Origin of the sequence: Streptomyces sp. NPDC046866, from assembly GCF_040704625.1 — a bacterium.
In the GTDB taxonomy this organism is placed as follows: Bacteria; Actinomycetota; Actinomycetes; order Streptomycetales; family Streptomycetaceae; genus Streptomyces.
Genome location: NZ_JBEYXN010000016.1, coordinates 53,086 through 69,466 on the forward strand (window position 1 = coordinate 53,086; position 16,381 = coordinate 69,466).

12 protein-coding genes are annotated in these 16,381 nt (G+C 77.4%); 9 read left to right on the forward strand and 3 right to left on the reverse strand.

The annotated features are described in order from the left end of the window. Positions 1-276 precede the first annotated feature (276 nt). The gene (locus AB0953_RS22635) at positions 277-753 is read left to right on the forward strand and encodes a hemerythrin domain-containing protein (protein ID WP_366861337.1); all 477 of its coding nucleotides are present in this window, start codon (positions 277-279) and stop codon (positions 751-753) included. Positions 754-800: 47 nt separating this feature from the next. On the opposite strand, the gene AB0953_RS22640 is transcribed toward AB0953_RS22635, so the two are convergent. Then, positions 801-1,052, reverse strand: coding sequence for a hypothetical protein (locus tag AB0953_RS22640; RefSeq protein ID WP_366861338.1), 252 nt, complete (start codon positions 1,050-1,052; stop codon positions 801-803). Between the two features lie 16 nt (positions 1,053-1,068). After that, complete coding sequence (locus AB0953_RS22645; protein WP_366861339.1) at positions 1,069-2,373, reverse strand: ferredoxin reductase family protein; 1,305 nt, start codon at positions 2,371-2,373, stop codon at positions 1,069-1,071. Between the two features lie 456 nt (positions 2,374-2,829). On the opposite strand from AB0953_RS22645, the gene AB0953_RS22650 reads away from it, so the two are divergent. After that, positions 2,830-3,627: a class E sortase gene (locus tag AB0953_RS22650; protein WP_366861340.1), complete on the forward strand. Its 798-nt coding sequence runs from the start codon at positions 2,830-2,832 to the stop codon at positions 3,625-3,627. A gap of 401 nt (positions 3,628-4,028) precedes the next feature. Continuing rightward, positions 4,029-4,799, forward strand: a complete 771-nt coding sequence (locus AB0953_RS22655) for a CAP domain-containing protein (protein WP_366861341.1) — start codon at positions 4,029-4,031, stop codon at positions 4,797-4,799. Between the two features lie 92 nt (positions 4,800-4,891). Here AB0953_RS22655 and AB0953_RS22660 read toward each other — a convergent pair whose 3' ends face one another. Then, positions 4,892-5,164 carry an SH3 domain-containing protein gene (locus tag AB0953_RS22660; RefSeq protein WP_366861342.1) on the reverse strand — a complete coding sequence of 91 codons (273 nt, stop codon included), beginning with the start codon at positions 5,162-5,164 and terminating at the stop codon, positions 4,892-4,894. A gap of 669 nt (positions 5,165-5,833) precedes the next feature. Between AB0953_RS22660 and AB0953_RS22665 the strand changes: the two genes are divergently transcribed. The 6 genes from AB0953_RS22665 (at position 5,834) to AB0953_RS22690 (ending at position 16,381) form a co-directional block, all read left to right on the forward strand. Then, the gene (locus AB0953_RS22665; RefSeq protein ID WP_366861343.1) at positions 5,834-6,022 is read left to right on the forward strand and encodes a thiazolylpeptide-type bacteriocin; all 189 of its coding nucleotides are present in this window, start codon (positions 5,834-5,836) and stop codon (positions 6,020-6,022) included. Between the two features lie 251 nt (positions 6,023-6,273). Further along, positions 6,274-9,132 carry a lantibiotic dehydratase gene (locus AB0953_RS22670; protein ID WP_366861344.1) on the forward strand — a complete coding sequence of 953 codons (2,859 nt, stop codon included), beginning with the start codon at positions 6,274-6,276 and terminating at the stop codon, positions 9,130-9,132. Continuing rightward, entirely contained in the window at positions 9,129-10,280 is a 1,152-nt protein-coding gene (locus AB0953_RS22675) for a lantibiotic dehydratase C-terminal domain-containing protein (RefSeq protein ID WP_366861345.1), read from the forward strand. The genes AB0953_RS22670 and AB0953_RS22675 overlap by 4 nt, the downstream gene beginning before the upstream one ends. Then, positions 10,277-12,232, forward strand: coding sequence for a hypothetical protein (locus AB0953_RS22680; protein WP_366861346.1), 1,956 nt, complete (start codon positions 10,277-10,279; stop codon positions 12,230-12,232). Before AB0953_RS22675 ends, AB0953_RS22680 begins: the two co-directional genes overlap by 4 nt. Positions 12,233-12,399: 167 nt before the next feature. Beyond that, positions 12,400-14,541, forward strand: coding sequence for a TOMM precursor leader peptide-binding protein (locus AB0953_RS22685; protein ID WP_366861347.1), 2,142 nt, complete (start codon positions 12,400-12,402; stop codon positions 14,539-14,541). A gap of 7 nt (positions 14,542-14,548) precedes the next feature. Continuing rightward, complete coding sequence (locus tag AB0953_RS22690; RefSeq protein WP_366861348.1) at positions 14,549-16,381, forward strand: thiopeptide-type bacteriocin biosynthesis protein; 1,833 nt, start codon at positions 14,549-14,551, stop codon at positions 16,379-16,381.

Genomic DNA, 16,381 nt, shown 5'->3' on the forward strand with positions numbered 1-16,381 from the left:
GGGGCCGCCCGTGCTCCACGCACGGTGCGGGCATGGCCTTTCGGATGCGCTCGGCGTCTTTCCCGTTCCCGCCGGGTCAAACATGGGCCGTGTCGCGTCGCATACAGGTGCGGATCCGGGTATACGGGTACGGTCCGGTCCGCGGCAGGTGCAGGCGGCCGGATGTGGGGCAGATCCCCGGGTGCGAGCGCGGGCGCCGCGCCCCGGCCGACTCCGTTCCGGCCGCTCGGGTGCCCCGTTTTCCTGTGGCGTGAAGGACCGAAGGGAAGCGCTCCGATGGATGCGATCGTGCTGTTGCGTGAGGACCACAAGACCGTCGAGAAGCTGTTCAAGCGCTTCGAGAAGACCGGGGACGAGGACGTGGCCGAGCGCCGCGAGATCGCGGACTCGGTGATCGAGGAGCTGACGGTCCATGCGTGGATCGAGGAGCAGATCTTCTACCCGGCCGCCCGGGAGGCCGCACCGGACACGACCGACCACGTGCTGGAAAGCGTGGAGGAGCACCACGCGGTGGTGTGGATGCTGTCCGAGCTGAAGGACATGGACCCGGCCGACGAGCGCTTCAAGGCGAAGATGAGCGTGCTCATGGAAAACGTCCGCCACCACGTCGAGGAGGAGGAGAAGGACTGGTTCCCCGACGTGCGCAAGGCCATGGGGCGCAACCGGCTGACCGAGCTCGGCGAGCGGATGGAGGCGGAGAAGGCGAAGGCCCCGCGGGATCCGCTGACCGTACCCAGCGCCGACAGCCGATGACCCCGCCGGGCCGCCCTGCCCCCGGGCGGGGCGGCCTCAGCGGGTGCTCAGCGGGCGGACTGCACGCCCGGTCGGTGCTGCGGTGCGTCGGGCGCCGGGGCGGCCGGGTCGACGGTCAGGGTGATGGCGGTGGCGGACGCCATGCTCACCAGGGTGAGGCCGGCAGCGAGCAGGCGGGAGCGCGGCGCCTTGCGGTGCCGGGCCTTCGCCCGGCCGGGCTGCGGGCGCCGGTCGGCCGGAAGCGGTGCGGCGGCGCCGCCGAGGGGGGCGGGCTCGGGGGGTGTGCGGTACCGGTTCATCGTGGGGCAGGGGTCCTCAGTAGGTGAAGCACTCGGTGTGGATGCGGGCAGCGGGGACGCCCGCCCTGATGAGCGACGCGGTCGTCGCCTCGGCCATGCCCGGCGGCCCGCAGAGGTACACGTCGTGGTCGGACAGGTCGGGGACGAGCCGGCGCAGGGCCTGGGGTGCGAGCGGGTCGTACGCGGCGTCCGAACGCCCCACCAGGTAGTGCAGTGCGGCCCGGCGGTCCGCCGCGATGGACTCCAGCTCGTCGCGCAGCACGAGTTGGTCGGCCTCGCCGGCGCGGTAGAGCAGCGTGAGGTCGCCCGGGGCGGCCGGCAGGGACTCGAACAGCGCGCGCATCGGGGTGATCCCGATGCCGCCGGCGATCAGCAGCACCTTGGGGCGGGTGCGCCGCCGCTGGGTGAGTGCGCCGAACGGGCCGGTCGCGAGGACCCTGGTCCCGGGGCGCAGCCCGCGGATCCGGCGGGTATGGCCGCCGAGCGCCTTCACGGTGATGCGCAGGCGGTCGTCGCGGGCGGGCGCGGAGAGCGAGAACGGCAGGGCGGTGTGCCACAGGCCGCCCGCCAGGAAGCGCCACCGGAAGAACTGGCCGGGTTCGGCCCGCAGTTCTCGCAGCCGGCCCCCCTCGATGGTGACCGACACCACGCCGGGGCCCTCCTGTTCGACGGTGGCGACGCGCAGCCCGTGCCGCAGGGCCTGGCGGACCGGGACGATGCCGCGGTACCAGGCGAGCAGGACGCCGACGGCCGTGTGGAGGAGGGCCCAGAACCAGGTGGTGAACCCGGTGGTGCACACGTCGGGGCCGGCGATCTGGTGGGCGAAGCCCAGTGCTGCGCCGAGGTAGGTGAGCAGGTGCACCCCGCGCCACGTTTCGTGCGAGACCCGGCGGCGTACGGCCCGGACCGAGCACAGGCCCGCGGCCGCGAGCAGGGCGGCCCCGATGAACGCGGCCGCGAGGGCCGGGTACCCGAAGAGGGCCGCCGTGGCGGTCAGCACGTCGGTGCCGGTGCGCAGGGCGTACACGACGAGGGCGAAGAGCCCGTGGGCACCGCACAGGAGCAGGACCCAGCGGCCGCCGAAGGCGTGCCAGCGGGCGAGGCGGTCGGCGCCCACTCCGTGCTCGACGGCCGGTACGCGCGCCATCAGGAAGAGCATGACGAGGATCCCGTACCCGGCGAGGAGGCCCGTGAGGTGCGCGGCCGTGCCGATGAGCTCGTCGGGCCGGGCGGAGAGGTGCACCTGCGCCGCCCACAGCAGGGTGACGACGGCCGCCCCGGCGGCGAGGCCGGCGCGCAGCCGCTCGGGCGGGGTCCTCATATGCGCCGCACCGTACCGGCCGCGGTCGGGCAGTCGGGAAGAGTGCTCGGGAGAGTCATGCCGGGTCCGTTCCACTCGCTGTTCGGCAGGGCGTAGCAACGGCAACTATGTGCAAACTTGTCCACGTCAAGCAATCTCGCAGCACACAGAATGACATCCGTCACTCAGGAAGAAGCGGGCGAGATGTCCTGATTCGAGAGCTATCTGCATGCCGTGGCGGCATGTCGGCTGCACCTGGCGCGCAGACATGCGCCTTTGCATTCCTGCAGGACAGCGATGCGCGGTCGGCCGGTCCAGCACATCCGCGGGCGGGCTTGGAGAACTCTTTACGCATGTGCCGAGCACCACCTCGGTGCCCCTTATGGACCGGATGCCCCTCGTGTCACCCTGTCCGGGCGAACCGGGTCACCCCTGCGCCGCAGGGCCCGGCGGACCGACACGGAAGCGCGAACGCCCATGCCCCTGCCCCAGCCCTTCCCGCCCCGCCTGCCCCGCGCCGCGGCGGCCGTGGCGGCTGCTGCCGCGACCGTCCTGCTGGCGGGCTGCGCCCCCGAGGCCGCCGCCCGGGAGGGGGCCGCGCCGTCCGGGACCCCGGCCGCCGCTGCCGCGGACGCCCCGAGCCGCGCCTCCTCGGCCGTCACGGGACCCGCGGCCTCCCGGGCCGCCGCTTCGCCCGCGGACTCCGCCCCGCCCGCCGCGCAGCCGTCCGCCGCACGGCCGTCCGCGGCGGCGGCCGGTGCGCCGCCCCGGGACTCGGTGCTGTCCATACCGTCCATAGGCCTCGCCGGGCTGCGCGTGGTCCCGTACGAGGGCACGACCGACGACGCGCCCGGCACCCGCATCCAGGACCAGGGCCTCGCCGCCAGCCCGTACGGGGAGCGGGGCGGCGTCGGCCCCGGCCGGATCGGCAACTTCCTGATCACGGCACACCGCTCCTCGGCCGGGGGACCGCTGCACGCGCTGCCGTCGCTGAAGGAAGGCGACACGGTCCTCGTGACCGCGGGCGGCGTGGTGTACACGTACGAGATCGTCGCCACCCGCTCGACGTCCTTCCGGTCGGAGCGCTCGCTGAGCGAGCAGCGCGCCGCGGTGCCGGGGGCACCCGGCACGGCCGCCACCCAGGCCATGATCACGATCTCGACGTGCGCCACGCCCGAGGACCACGCCGCGGGCAATTTCTGGAGCGACGCGCAGGGCAATCCGGAGCACCGGATCGACAAGGTGGGCGTCCTGCGCGGGACCGCCGCGAAGTAGCGGCGGCGCGGGCCCGGACGGCTTCGCCGGTCGTGACATACGTCACGCGGGCGGGGTGGGGCGGGAAGGTTTCACCGAAGAGGACACCCCGTCGACATTTCGTCATTTGTCCGTTTTGGAATCGACATTCCCCTCTCGTGCTCCCGCGGAATCCACCGCGCTTCCCCGCGGGACGGCAACTCCGCCGAATACGGCGCTTCTGACGTACCGCCAAACATGTGCAGGGCTTTCCCGGCGCAGCCATACATGATCTCCGACTTGTTTCAAGCCGCGTTCCGGATCTTCTCGGCGGATTCGATGCGAAAACTTGCCAGGCCGTTCCCGGATTCCCAAGAATGGCGGCTCTCCGGGGCCTTGCAGTTCCGCCCGGGAAGCTTCGCGATCACCGAGTGAGGTCACGCATGCAGAAGCACCGCAAGAAAAAGAACTACAGGAAAATCGTCATAGCCGTCGGCGCTCTGGGAATCGTGGGCATTCCCAGTGCGGCCATGGCCTGTCTCGACCCGCAGGAAGCCCCCCGCGCCCCGCACGCCGGGCAGGGCGAATGGCACCCGTGGCACGGCGCGCCCCCGGCCGCCCCGGCCTCGGAGGACCCCCTGGTGCCGGTGGCGGAGAGCAGCAGCCCCGCCGCCGACCTCCCCGAAACGGCCGCCGAGCCGGCCCCGCCGGTGTCCCGGGCCCCGCAGCGGCCGCCGGTGAAGCCGAGGACCGTGAGCCCCGAGCCGCAGGCACCGGCAGCCCCCAAGGCCTCCCCCGCCCCGGCCTCCCCCGGGCAGAACACCTCCGCGCCGGCCTCCGGCGCCGTGGCCGAGGTCCTCGCGCTCGTGAACAAGGAGCGCGCCGCCGTCGGGTGCCCCGCGGTCACCCTCAACCCGCAGCTGACCCGGGCCGCGCAGGACCACAGCGTGGACATGGCCGGCCACGCCACCATGTCCCACACCGGTTCCGACGGCTCCGACCCCGGTCAGCGCATCAGCGCCGCCGGATACGCGTGGAGCTCGTACGGGGAGAACGTCGCCTACGGCTACAGCACTCCGGAACAGGTCATGGAGGGCTGGATGAACAGCCCCGGCCACCGGCGGAACATCCTCGACTGCTCCTACAAGGAAATCGGCATCGGGCTCGCCCAGCCGAATTCCTACTGGACGCAGGACTTCGGTACGGCGCGCTGAGAGGCGGCCGCCGAAAGGCAGCACATGTGTGGGGCGACCGGATTCCGGTCGCCCCACGCGCGCATCTGCGGGCCCCGCTCGCCGGGGTGCGTTCAGCCCGCGGGCGGTGCGGGCTCCACGTCCTTGGACAGCGGGACCTGTCCGGTGTTGTCGACGTGCCGGGCCGCCACCCAGCCGGGTTGGTCCCTGAGCAGGTACCAGATGCTGTTGCCCTCGATGTCCTGGGCATGGACCTTGCTCTTCAGGCCGATCACGGCGCCGTGGCCCAGTGTTCCGATGATCGCGGAATCGGTGCTGGGGTACTTGCGCAGGTTGACGCCGATGCTGCTGATGACCGTGCCGAACGGCTGCTGCGGGCTGGGCATCTCTTCCTCCGGGTGATGGACGGTGCCGCGGTGACCGCCCCGCCCCCGTGAGCGGGCGGCCTGATCGCAGACTAGGGCGTGGGACCGCGCAAGCGCCGCAAGCGGCGCCCGGTCGTGTCCGGGGCCGCTGTGGAACGGGGGCCGCCGTGGGCCGGGGCGGCCGCTGCGACGCGGGGGATCGCCGGTCGGCGGAAGTTGACCGGTTCGGGACGCAGGCGGCGTCTGCCCGGGAGTGCCTCCCCGAGGTCCGCGGCGGCCGCCGCGGCCCTCTGCCGGCCGACGGAGCCGCTGGTTCCGGGCGGCCCCCGCGGCGTCCCCGCCCGTGCGCCACGAGCGGAGACCGCCCTTCGTCCGGGTTGCCCGTCCCGCGCCACAGCGGGGTCGGCTCGGTCCGCCCGGGCGGCCGCCGCAGCAGGGCGGCCCGCCCGGCACCTGACGAACCGAGGCAGGACAACAGGCCAAGGTGACACGTGCAGTTGCCCTTGGTCTGTTCCGCCGCCGAGACTCGGACCGCACCACAGAACGCCCATTCGGATGCCCCCCGGGGGCCTTCGGACGTGCGCCTGGAAACGCGGGCACGGACGAACCGCGAACCATCTGCTCCCCGGGAGCACTCCCCGCCGCCACCAGCGGCACTTCGCATCCCTTCCACACGAGAGGAAGTTCGTCATGTCCGAATCCACCGCCCCCGAGTCCGGCCGCCTCGACCTGGACCTGGACCTCGACCTCAGCGACCTGACCGTCACGGCGCTGCACGACACCGCCGCGATGCCCGAGAACGGCGCCTCCTGGGGCTCCTGCTCCTGCCAGGGCTCTTCCTCCTGCGCCCAGCCGCAGGTGGAGACGCCCGTCGTCTGACCGGCGCGGGCGTCCCCGGACGCCCTCCGCCGTCTCGGCCCCGTACGGGTGAGTTCGCCGCCACGGCGCTGCGCGACCGCGTCGCCCGGGCCGCGGCGCGAGCCCCCGCCGGTATGAGGTCCTGCTCGCCCTGAGCAGGGCCGCCCCCGTGCGGCCGGCCTTCCCGGGCCGGCCGCACGGGACTCCGGCCGAGCCGGAAGACCGCCCCCGGCCCCACCCGGCCCCACCGACCGCCCCACGGGAGCCCCGCCATGCCGCACCCCGCCGAGCCGGCCGCCCCGCCACGCGTCGCGCCTGCGCGGACCGCCCCCTACGTGCTGGTCCGTACCACCGTGGCGGCGCATCCCGCGCAACCGGAAGAGGCCGCCCGGGTGCGCACACTGGTCGCCCGCCTCACCGAGGCCGCCGCCCGGGAGGCCGCATTGCGGCCCGCCCTGTGCGACGACCTCTTCGCCTCCCGCTCCGGCCACCCGGAGGACTTCCACCGCCAGGTGGTGCTTCCGCTGCGGCGCGCCCTGCACAACGGGCGCACCCCTCGCCCCGCCCTGCTGGCCCGGCTCGGGGACCTGCCCGCCCGCGTGCCGCGGCTCGGGGACTGGCTCGACCTGCGCGCGGGCCGGACCGCCCTCCTCGCCGACCTCGCCGAGGCCGCCCCGGCCGCGCTGGCCGCCGAGCGGGCCGCCCTCGCCGAGCTGTGCCGCTCCCCCGGCTTCGCCCGGGCCGTCGCCCTCACCAGTGCCGATCTGCTGCGCGCGGTGACCCGGGCCGCCCGGGAGGAGGGCGGGCGCCGCGCCCGCAAGGAAGAGCCCTCGGTGCTGCGGCACGCGCTGCGGGCCAGTACGAAGACCAGTCCGCTCTCCTGGTTCACCGCCGTGGGGTGGGCGCAGGGTGCGGACCCCGCCGTGGATGCGCCCCCGGGGGGTGCGGCCGCCCCGCCGGCGGTCCCGGTCCCGGCGGCCGGCCCGCTCCCGGCGCTGCCCCCGCTGCGGTCCGTCGTACGGGAGAACCGGGCCCTGGTCGCGGCCCTGTGCGCCGCGCTGCTCGACGAACCCCGCCGCCGCCGCGGACTTCCCCACCGGATGACGAGCAGCGCCCTGCCCACCGCCGGCGGCCGCGCCCGGTACGTCCGGGACCGCACGGTGTTCGCGGGCGGCCGGTACCTCGTCAGCCACGAGGAGGAGATCGAGCTCGCCGTCCGCCCCGCCCTGACCTCCCTGGCCGCGGTGGCGGCCACGCCCGCGCCGCTCGACGCACTGGCCTTCCGGCTCGCCGCGGTCCTCGGCCGGCCCGCCGCGGACCCCGCGGTCGGCCGGTTCGTCGCCCGGCTCGCCGAGAGCGGCCTCCTGGTGCCCGTCGACCCCGTGGCCCCGCAGGACCCGGCCCCCTTGCGCGCCCTGGCCCGATGGCTGCGCCGATGGCCCGAGGACGCCGACCTCGCCGGCCGGATCGACCGACTCGCCTCGGACACCGCCCTGTTCGCGCACGCCCGCGCCGAGGAGCGGCCCGGTCTGCTCGACGGCCTCGCGGAGCGCTGGCGCGCCCTGCTGGCCGATGCCGGGCGGCCCGTCCCGGACGGAGCGGCGCCGCTGAACGTCCTGTCGGAGGACGTCGTCGCGGCAGGGCCGCCGAGGACCGAGCCCGCGTCCGGCGCCGCGCATCCAGGCGTACGCGGCGACCGTCGGCCGGCGGTGTCCGCCGCACCGCTGAGCGGCGCCGACCGGGCCGCGCTCGGTGAAGCGGCGGCGCTGGCCGAGCTGTTCGACCTGGGGCACTGGATGCGGCGGGCGGCGCTGGAGCGCTTCGTGGCCCGGTACGGTCCCGGCGGGACGTGCCCCGCCCCCTGGGAGTTCGGCGCCGACACCGCCGCCGCGTGGGAGGAGGCCGCACGCCTCGCCGGCCGGCCCGGCGACGATCCCGGACTCCCGGAGGAGCTCGCCCGACTGGCGCGGCTGCGGGAGGAGTTGGTGCAGAGCGTACGGGCCGCCACGACCGACCGGTCCGCCCGGGCGGCCGGGACGGCCGGGGAGGGCCGGGACGTCGGGGCGGCCGACCCGGCGGAGGACGTGGTCCTGCCCGCCGACGAGGTGCGCGCGCTCGCCGGGCGGCTGCCCGGCTGGACCGCGGCCCGCCCCCTCGGCTATGCCTGGTTCGTCCAGCGCGCCGTCCCGGACGGCCCGGCCGGCGGCGACGGCCCCGGGCTGCTCTGCGTGAACCACGTCTACGGCGGCTGGGGCCGCTTCACCAGCCGCTTCCTCGACGACCTGCCCCCGGTCGCCGCCGCCGAGGTGGCCCGCGAGGTCCGCCGCGGTCTCGGCGAGGGGGCCCGAGCCGTCCAGATCCGGCCGGTGGGCGGCTTCAACGCCAACCTCCACCCGCTCCTGACCGGCGAGGAGCTCGGGCCCGACCGCCACTGGTCCGGCCTCGCGGAGTCCGACGTGGAGCTCGTCCACGAGCCGGCCTCCGACCAGCTCCGGCTGCGGGTGCGGTCCACCGGCGAGCTCCTCGACGTGCTCTACCTCGGCTTCCTCGCCCCGGTCATGCTCCCGCAGCGCCTCGCCCCGTTCCTCTGCGACCACCCCGCCGGCGTGGTCGACTTCCGGCCGCTGCTGCCCCGCAGCGCCGTGCCCGCCCCCGGCGGCGAGGTCGTCCGCACCCCGCGGCTGCGCCACCGGCACCTGGTGCTCGCCCGGCGGCGCTGGCACCTGCCCGAGGGGGTGCTGGCCGCGCTGCGGGCCGAGCTCGCGGCCGACCCCGGCGACGTCCCGGCCGCTGCGGCGGCCCGCTGGCGGGCGCTGCTGGGCCTGCCCGACCAGCTGTTCCTGCACCCGGTTCCCGAGCCGCCGGCCGGCCGGGCCGTGGAGGACTTCGTACGCAGCCTGCGCGCGCCGAAGCCGCAGGCCCTCGACCTGGGCAGCGCCCTGCACCTGCGCTGCCTCGCCGGCTGGCTGGCCCGCCATCCGCGCGGCGTGGTGCTGGAGGAGGCCCTGCCCGGGTTCGCAGGCCGGGAGCACCCCGCCCGCGCCGTGGAGCTGGTCGCCGAGACCTACCGCCCGGCGCGTCCCGGCGCCTCCGCCGCCCCCGTCGTCCGCCCCCGAGGAGGCACCCGTTGAACGCCCCGGTCACCGGCCCGGACACCGCAGCCCTCGACGTCGCCGTACGGCACTACGAACCGGTCAAGGCGCCGCTGCTGCGCGAGGCCGTGCTGCCGCTCGCCCGGCGGGCCGCCGCGGACGGGCTGGCCGTCCACGTCGAGCGCCACTGGCTGTACGGCCCGCACCTGAGGCTGCGGCTGCGCGGCGCGCCGGACGCGGTGGCCGCCGCGGCCGAGCGGACCGCCGCCGCGCTGCGCGCCCATGTGGCCGTACGCCCGTCGCGGGCCGCGGTCGACGCGCGGGAGCTGCTGGCCCAGGCGGCGCTGGCCGGGCGGGCGGAGCTGGTGCCGCCGCCGTACGGTCCGCTCGTACCGGACAACACCGTACGGGTGGAGCCGGTGGAGCGGAGCTCCCTGGAGGCGCTGATCGGCCCGGACGGGGTGCGGCTGCGGGAGGACCTGCTGACCCTGGGGCTGCCCGCGCTCGAGGCGGGCGCCGCCTTCCTCGGCGGGCGGGGGGACAGCTCGGGCGCCCGGGTCGAGCTCGTGGTGGCGGCCCTCGCGGCGCATGCGGCCGCGCACCCCGGAGGTGTGGTGGGCGCGCACTACTCGTACGTCTCCCACGTGGAGGACTTCCTCCTCCACGAGGACCCGGACGGCCGGCTCCGGGCGGCCTTCGAGCGGCGCTGGGCGGCGGCGGGCGAGGGGATCTCCCGGCTGGTCGGACGGATCGCGGGCGGCGGCGCGGCCGGCTGGGAACGGGCCTGGGCCGACTGGTCCGCCGGGGCGTGGCGGACGGCGGCGGAACGGTTCACCGCCGGCGCCGACCTCGGGGGCGACCCCGAGGAGTACCGGCAGCGGGCGGCGGCACTGGGCGACCCGGACACCGCCGAACGCTGGGACCGGGACCTGCGCACCCGGTACAGCGACTTCCACCGGCAACTGCACCGCTCGGATCCGCACGGCACGATGTGGAGGCGCCCCGACTACGTGGTCCACCGGGCCGGTACGAACGGGCTGTACCGGCTCTTCGCCCTCTGCGACGTCCGGCCCGTGGAGCGCTGCATGGCCGCATACCTGGTGGTGCGGAGCGTGCCGGGGCTCACCGGGCACCGGTGGCAGGAGCGGCTCGACGAGGCCGTCGCCGCCGTGGAGGGCACGCCGTGACCGCCGCCGGTCCGACGCGCCTGCGGCTCCAGCCCGGGGTGGCAGTCACCCCGCTGCGGGCCGGGCTGCACCTGCGCGGCCGGGACGGGAGCGTGACGCTGGAGGGCAGCCGCGCCCTGCCGGCCCTGTGGGAGCTGCTGCTGTCCGAGCGGCTGGGCCACGGGCCCGGGGACGGGGACGGCGGGGAGGGGGCCGGGGAACGGCCGGGCCGCCGCCTCGAACTCGACCCGGCCGACCCCCGGGTCGGGGCCGCCCTGGACGCGCTGACCGACCGGCTCCGTGCGCAGGGCCTGCTCATGGAGCTCCCGGCCGAGGCCGCCGAACCGCCCGCCTGGCTGGCGGCGTCCACCCCTCGGCCCGGCCCCGCGGCCGAGGCCCTGGCCGCCGCCCGCCCCGTGGTCACGGCGGCCGACCCCGAAGGCCCCCTCGCGGCGGCGCTGCTGCGCGCCCTGGCCCGCGCGGGGACCCGCCCCGAGGCCCGGCGCGACCCCGCCCTCCCGGCCGACCGGGCCGTGGCGGCCGCCGGCACGCCCCCGTGGGCCGTGGCGGTGGCCCAGACCCCGACCGGCGGCTTCGTCACGCCCCCGACCGCACCGGAACGCGCGCGTACGGACGCCGCCGCCGTCGCCGCGTCGCTCGCCGGGGCCCCCGTTCCGCCGACCGCCGGGCGGGCCGCCGGGCCGACCGCCGACGGGCCGGACGCATCGGGCGCCCGAGCCCCGGACGCGAGCCCAGGAGTGCGCCGCGCCGGCGGCACGCCGCCGACAGCGCCGGCCCCGGCAGGCGCAGCGTCAGGCACCGCGACGGTGGCGGGCCGGGCGGGGGCCTCGGCGGCGCTGGTCGCGCTGTTGGCCGGGGCCGCGGCGCAGCGGCTGCTGTCCGCCGTTGCGGGGCTGCCCGATCCGGCCGAGCGGGAGGAGGACCCCGGGCTGCTGCCGGGACCGCCCGCCGTCCTCGTCGCCGAGGCGCGGCCGCCGCAGGCCTCCTACCACCCGTGGGTCACCGGCCCGGGCGGCGCGGCGGCCCCGTCGGCGCCGCCTGCCGCCGATCTGGCCGGGGCACTGCGCCGTATCGGTGCGCTGGGCGATCCGTACCTGGGGGTGCTCGACGCGCCGCTGCCGGGCGGGCTGCCGCAGCTGCCCGCCGCGCTCGCGGCCTGCCGCACCCCGGCCGGGCCGCTGGTGGCGGGGGCGCCCCGGGCGGACCTGGCCCGCCTCACCGCGGCCTGCCGCGCGGCCGAACTCGGGCTGGCCGACGGGGCGCCGGGGGCTCCGGTGGTCGGCGCCGGGCCCGCGCACGCCCTGGGACGGGCCCTGCGCCGGGCCGCGCTCGCCGCGGAAGACCGCTCCGGTGCCGGTGCCGGTGCCGGGCTGCCCGACGAGGAATGGCGGGGGCATCCGCAGGCCCGCCACTGGTGGACTGTGCTGACTCGGCACCTGGGGCGTCCGGCGCACATGGCCGTCCGGCGGCTGGGGGCGGAGCAGGCCTATCTGGCCGTCGTACGGGAGTCCGCGCCGCGGCCCGGAGCGCACGGCCCCGCCGGAGCGGCCGTGGCGGCCCGCGCGGTGGAGGCCACGCCCGCCGACGCGGCTGCGCTGGCCGCGCTCGGGGCGGTCACCCGGGCCATGGCCGCCGAACACGGCCCGGCCGGGGCTGCACACACCGCGTTCGGCGGTGCCGAGGCCGCGCTCGCGGCGGCGGGGACCACCCCGGCGGCCTGGGCGGACGAGGGGTGGACGGACCGCTGGCTGGCCGGGATCGCGGAACGCGAGCCGGAGCTGTGCGCGGCCCTGGCACGGCTGACGGGGCTGCGCCCGCGGCCGTGGCGGCCGGAGCGCGCGCACCCGGCGGCGGGAGCGGCGGCCGCCGGGCCGGGCGCGGCGCGCGTCGGGGCGGCGCTGCGCGCCTGCGGCTTCACGGTGCTGGCCGGGACGACGGGAGACGGACGATGAGCCGGACGGCGAAGAGCGCGAGGGCGACGGGCGGGACGACCACGCAGGGGGCGGTGGCCGACTCGACGCCGGCCGTGGGCCCCGGGGCGAGCGGCGGCCCGGCGGTCGGCGCGGGAGGTGCCGGTGCGGGTGCCGGTGCGGGGCCGGGGGGTGCCGGTGGCGGCGCGGTGACCGTTCTGGATCCGGCGGCGGCCCTGGCCCTGCGCGGCGGAACCGCTGTCGTCCACCTCCGGTCCTGGACCCTGGAGGCGGCGGAGCGGCTCAGCCGGCATGCGCTGGCACACCCCGTGCGGCTGGTGCCGGTCCGGGAGGACGGGGCGCTGACCGTGGTCGGGCCCGTGCTGGAACCCGGTGCGCGGGCCTGCCTGGTGTGCACCGAGTACCAGCGGTTGGCCACGGCGGGCGGCCGGGTGCCGTGGCAGAGCCCCCGGCTGGGGCTCGCCGGCACCGGTACGCCGGCCCTGGCGGAGGGGGCCCTGCTGCTCGCCGCCGAGCTGCTGGAGGCCGAAGCGGGCGCCGCGGCCGGACCGGGGTCGGGCGAGCCCGGCTCCGCCGGGCACGGGGCTCCGCCCGGACGCGCGCCTCACACGCCGGCGCGGCAGGATCTGCCGGACTCCCGTCCCAGCCGGCCGGCCGATGCGCAGTCGGTGCGGACCCGCAGCACGGCGAAGCCGCAGGCCGGTCCGGGGGGCCCGGGTCCCGGCAGGGCCGCGGCCGGGACGGCAGCCGGGACGGCGGCGGGATCGGCGGCCGGGACGGCGGCGGGATCGGCGGCGGGATCGGCGGCCGGGACGGCGGCTGCCACCGTGTACGTCGTGCAGGGCAACCGCGCCACCTGGTCCGCGCACCGCGTCCGCCCGGTCGGCGGGTGCCCGGTGTGCCGCCCGCTGCCCGACGACTCCCCCGCCGCGGCCGCCCTGACCGCCGCGCCACGGCCGCTGCCCGACCCCTCCGTGCTGCGCGGCCCCAACGACCGCACGGCGGCGGACCGGTTGCGGGAGGAGCTGCACGACGAGCGCTTCGGCCCGGTGCGCCGCCTCTTCCGCACCGAGGACTCCGCCTTCGCCCTCACCACCGCCTGGGTGACGGACGGCCGCCTCCTCGACGACGGCGGTTACGGGCGCTCCGCGGACTTCGCGTCCAGCGAGCGCGTGGCGCTGTTCGAGGGCGTGGAGCGGCTGGCCGGGATGCGGCCGATGGGCCGCCGGACCTCCCTGCGCGCGTCCTTCGCCGCGTTGGGCCCGGAGGCCGCCGTGGACCCGGCCCGGCTGGGCCTGCCCGATCCGGCCCACCACGGCCACCCCGCGTCCCGTACCGTCCCCTACCACCCCGACCTGGAGCTGGACTGGGTGTACGGCTGGTCGCTCACCGCGGGCCGGGCCCGCGCCGTACCCGAGCACGTGGCGTACTGGGACGTGCCGGAGGAGGGACCGGGCCGCCGGGCGCGGGTGGTGTACGAGTCCTCGAACGGCTGCGGGCTGGGCAACAGCCCCGAGGAGGCCGCCCTGTACGGCCTGTTCGAGGTGGCGGAGCGGGACGCCTTCCTGATGGCCTGGTACGCGCGCACGCCGCTGCCCGGTGTCGCGGTGCCCGCCGACGATCCGCTGGTGACCGCCCTGGCCGCGCGCGCCGGACTGCTGGGGTACCGGCTGAGCCTGCTGGACGCCACCAACGACCTCGGCATCCCGGCGGTGATCTCCCTGTGCCGCTACGAGGGCGGCCACCCCGATGCCCCGCGCGCCTTCCTGGCCGCCGGGGCCCACCACGATCCGCGGGCCGCGATCCGCTCGGCGGTGGCGGAGGTCGTCACCAACGTCCAGGACGCCGCGCACCGGCCCGCCGGCCCCGGCGGGGCCCGTGACCCGGAGCGGCTGCGCCCCATGCTGGAGCGGCCCGAGCTGGTGGTCGACCTCGACGACCACGTGGGCCTGAACGCGCTGCCGCAGGCGCAGCCGCGGCTGGAGTTCCTGTTCGCCGACACGCCGCGGGCCCCCTGGCAGGAGCGCTGGCCGGGCGCGCCCGCGCCCGTGGCGGACCTGACCCGGCTGCTGGCGCAGACGGTCGAGCGGCTGGCCGCGGAGGGGCTGGAGGTGGTCGTGGTGACGCAGGACGAGGCGGGCGTCCGGGACCGGCTGGGGCTGCACTGCGCCAAGGTGGTCGTGCCCGGCACCCTCCCGATGACCTTCGGGCACGTCAACCGCCGCACGCTCGGGCTGCCGCGGCTGCTGGAGGTGCCCCACCGGCTCGGGCGCACCGCCCGGCCGCTGCGCCACGACGAACTCGCCCTGTATCCGCACCCGTTCCCGTGAGGACCCGATGACCGATCTTGCGAACCCGTCCGCGTCCCCGTCGAGCCCGCACGCCACCTCGGGCGCGGCGGCACCGCTCGCGCCCCCGGCGGGCGGCTGGCAGAGCCTGCACCTGGCACTGCACGCCGGCGGCGCGGACACCGACGCCTTCGTCACCGGCGCGCTCGCCCCGCTGATGGACGCCCGGTACGGGCCGGGAGCCGGCGCCTGGTTCTTCATCCGCCACGGCGAGGGCGGCCCCCACCTGCGGATCAGGTTCCGCCGCACCCCGGCCGACGCCACTGCGGTCGACGCTGCCGCGCCCGAAGCCACCGCTCCCGACACCACCGCGGCCGAAGTCGACGGGATGGCCGCGGAGCTCGGCCTGCTGGCCGCCGGCCTCACCCCCGTCGCCGGCCCCCGGCCCGGCCGGCACGGCGAGGTGCGGTCGGTGCCGTACGAGCCCGAGACCGAGCGCTACGGCGGTCCGGCCGCGCTCCCCGTGGCCGAGGAGCTCTTCGTGCACTCCACGCGCACGGCCGTCGCCGCGCTGCGTGCCGTGCCCGGGCGGGGGGAGCGGCTGCGGCTCGCCCTGGACCTCGCCCACGCCACCGCGTACGCACTGGGCCTCGACGGCCCGGACGCCGCGGGCTGGCTGCGCCGGCACGCCGCGTCCTGGCGCTGGGTGACCGAGGTGCAGCCGCTGCCCGGGGCCGCCGTCCACACCCGTGTCAACACCGTGTTCGCGGCCCAGCGGGAGACCCTCGGCCGGCGGGCCCGGGCCGTGCGCGAGGGGCTCGACGACGGCACCGCCGCGCCCTGGCTCACGCAGTGGGCCCGGCAGGTGCGGGCCGCCGACGTGCGGCTGCGGGCCGCCGTCCCCGCCGGCCGGCCGGACGCCCCGCAGCGGCTGGACCGCCGGCTGTGGGTATGGGCCTCCCAACTCCACATGCTCTTCAACCGCTTGGGCGTGACACCGGACGAGGAGCGGGCGGTGTGCCGGCTCGCGGGCCGGGCGCTGCTGGAGACCGGGGAGGCGGGCGGCTTCTTCGAGACCGGGCTGCATGCGGCCGACTACCGGTACCTGGAGCGGAGCAAGTTCCAGATCGGCCGCGCCGAGGACACCGCCGTACGCGCCGTCGCCCGGCCCACGGACCCGCCCGGCCACCGCCCCCGGGGCGAACGCCCCCTGCCTGCCGCGCCGCTGCCCGAGCTGGCGCTCGGCGAGGCGCTGCGCCTGCGCCGCTCGGCGCGCGGTGCCCTGCGGGGCCCGCTCGCCGCGGAGGAGCTCGGCGGCGTGCTGTGGCACGCCCTCGCCCCGGCCGGCACCTCCCTGCGGCGGCTTCCCGACGGGACGGAGCGGACCCTGAGCCACCGCCCGTACCCGAGCGCAGGCGCCCTGTACAGCGTGCGGGTCAGGCTGCTGGCGCTCGCCGTGGCGGGGCTGCCCGCGGGCACCTACCACTGCCTGCCGGAGCAGCGGTCGCTGGTCCCGCTCGGACCCGCTCCGGAGCTCCCCGCGCTCAAGGCGCTGTCCTCGTACCTCTCGCGCCCGGCGGACGATCCCGACGCGGTCGGGATCGACGAGGCGCCGGCCGTCCTGGCCGTCCACCTGGACCTCGGGCTGCTGCGCCGCCGCTACGGGCTGCGGGCGCTGCGCCTGGGGCTGCTGGAGGCCGGGCACCTGACGCAGGCCCTCCAGCTCACGGCGGCCGCGTACGGGCTGGCCACGATCCCGCTCGGCGGTCTGCACGACGACCTGGCGCACGAGCTGCTGGGCCTGGACGACCTCGACGAACCGGTCCAGTACCTGCTGCCGCTGGGCCGCCTCGGCCGGGCCGGTACGTCCGGGAGCTCCTGA

Bases quoted from the DNA above. Each gene is read 5' to 3' on its own strand.
- AB0953_RS22650 (WP_366861340.1), top strand. From the start codon at position 2,830: ATGCCCCTGCCCCAGCCCTTCCCGCCCCGCCTGCCCCGCGCCGCGGCG.
- AB0953_RS22665 (WP_366861343.1), top strand. From the start codon at position 5,834: ATGTCCGAATCCACCGCCCCCGAGTCCGGCCGCCTCGACCTGGACCTG.
- AB0953_RS22640 (WP_366861338.1), bottom strand. From the start codon at position 1,052: ATGAACCGGTACCGCACACCCCCCGAGCCCGCCCCCCTCGGCGGCGCC.
- AB0953_RS22655 (WP_366861341.1), top strand. From the start codon at position 4,029: ATGCAGAAGCACCGCAAGAAAAAGAACTACAGGAAAATCGTCATAGCC.
- AB0953_RS22645 (WP_366861339.1), bottom strand. From the start codon at position 2,373: ATGAGGACCCCGCCCGAGCGGCTGCGCGCCGGCCTCGCCGCCGGGGCG.
- AB0953_RS22670 (WP_366861344.1), top strand. From the start codon at position 6,274: ATGCCGCACCCCGCCGAGCCGGCCGCCCCGCCACGCGTCGCGCCTGCG.
- AB0953_RS22660 (WP_366861342.1), bottom strand. From the start codon at position 5,164: ATGCCCAGCCCGCAGCAGCCGTTCGGCACGGTCATCAGCAGCATCGGC.
- AB0953_RS22635 (WP_366861337.1), top strand. From the start codon at position 277: ATGGATGCGATCGTGCTGTTGCGTGAGGACCACAAGACCGTCGAGAAG.
- AB0953_RS22690 (WP_366861348.1), top strand. From the start codon at position 14,549: ATGACCGATCTTGCGAACCCGTCCGCGTCCCCGTCGAGCCCGCACGCC.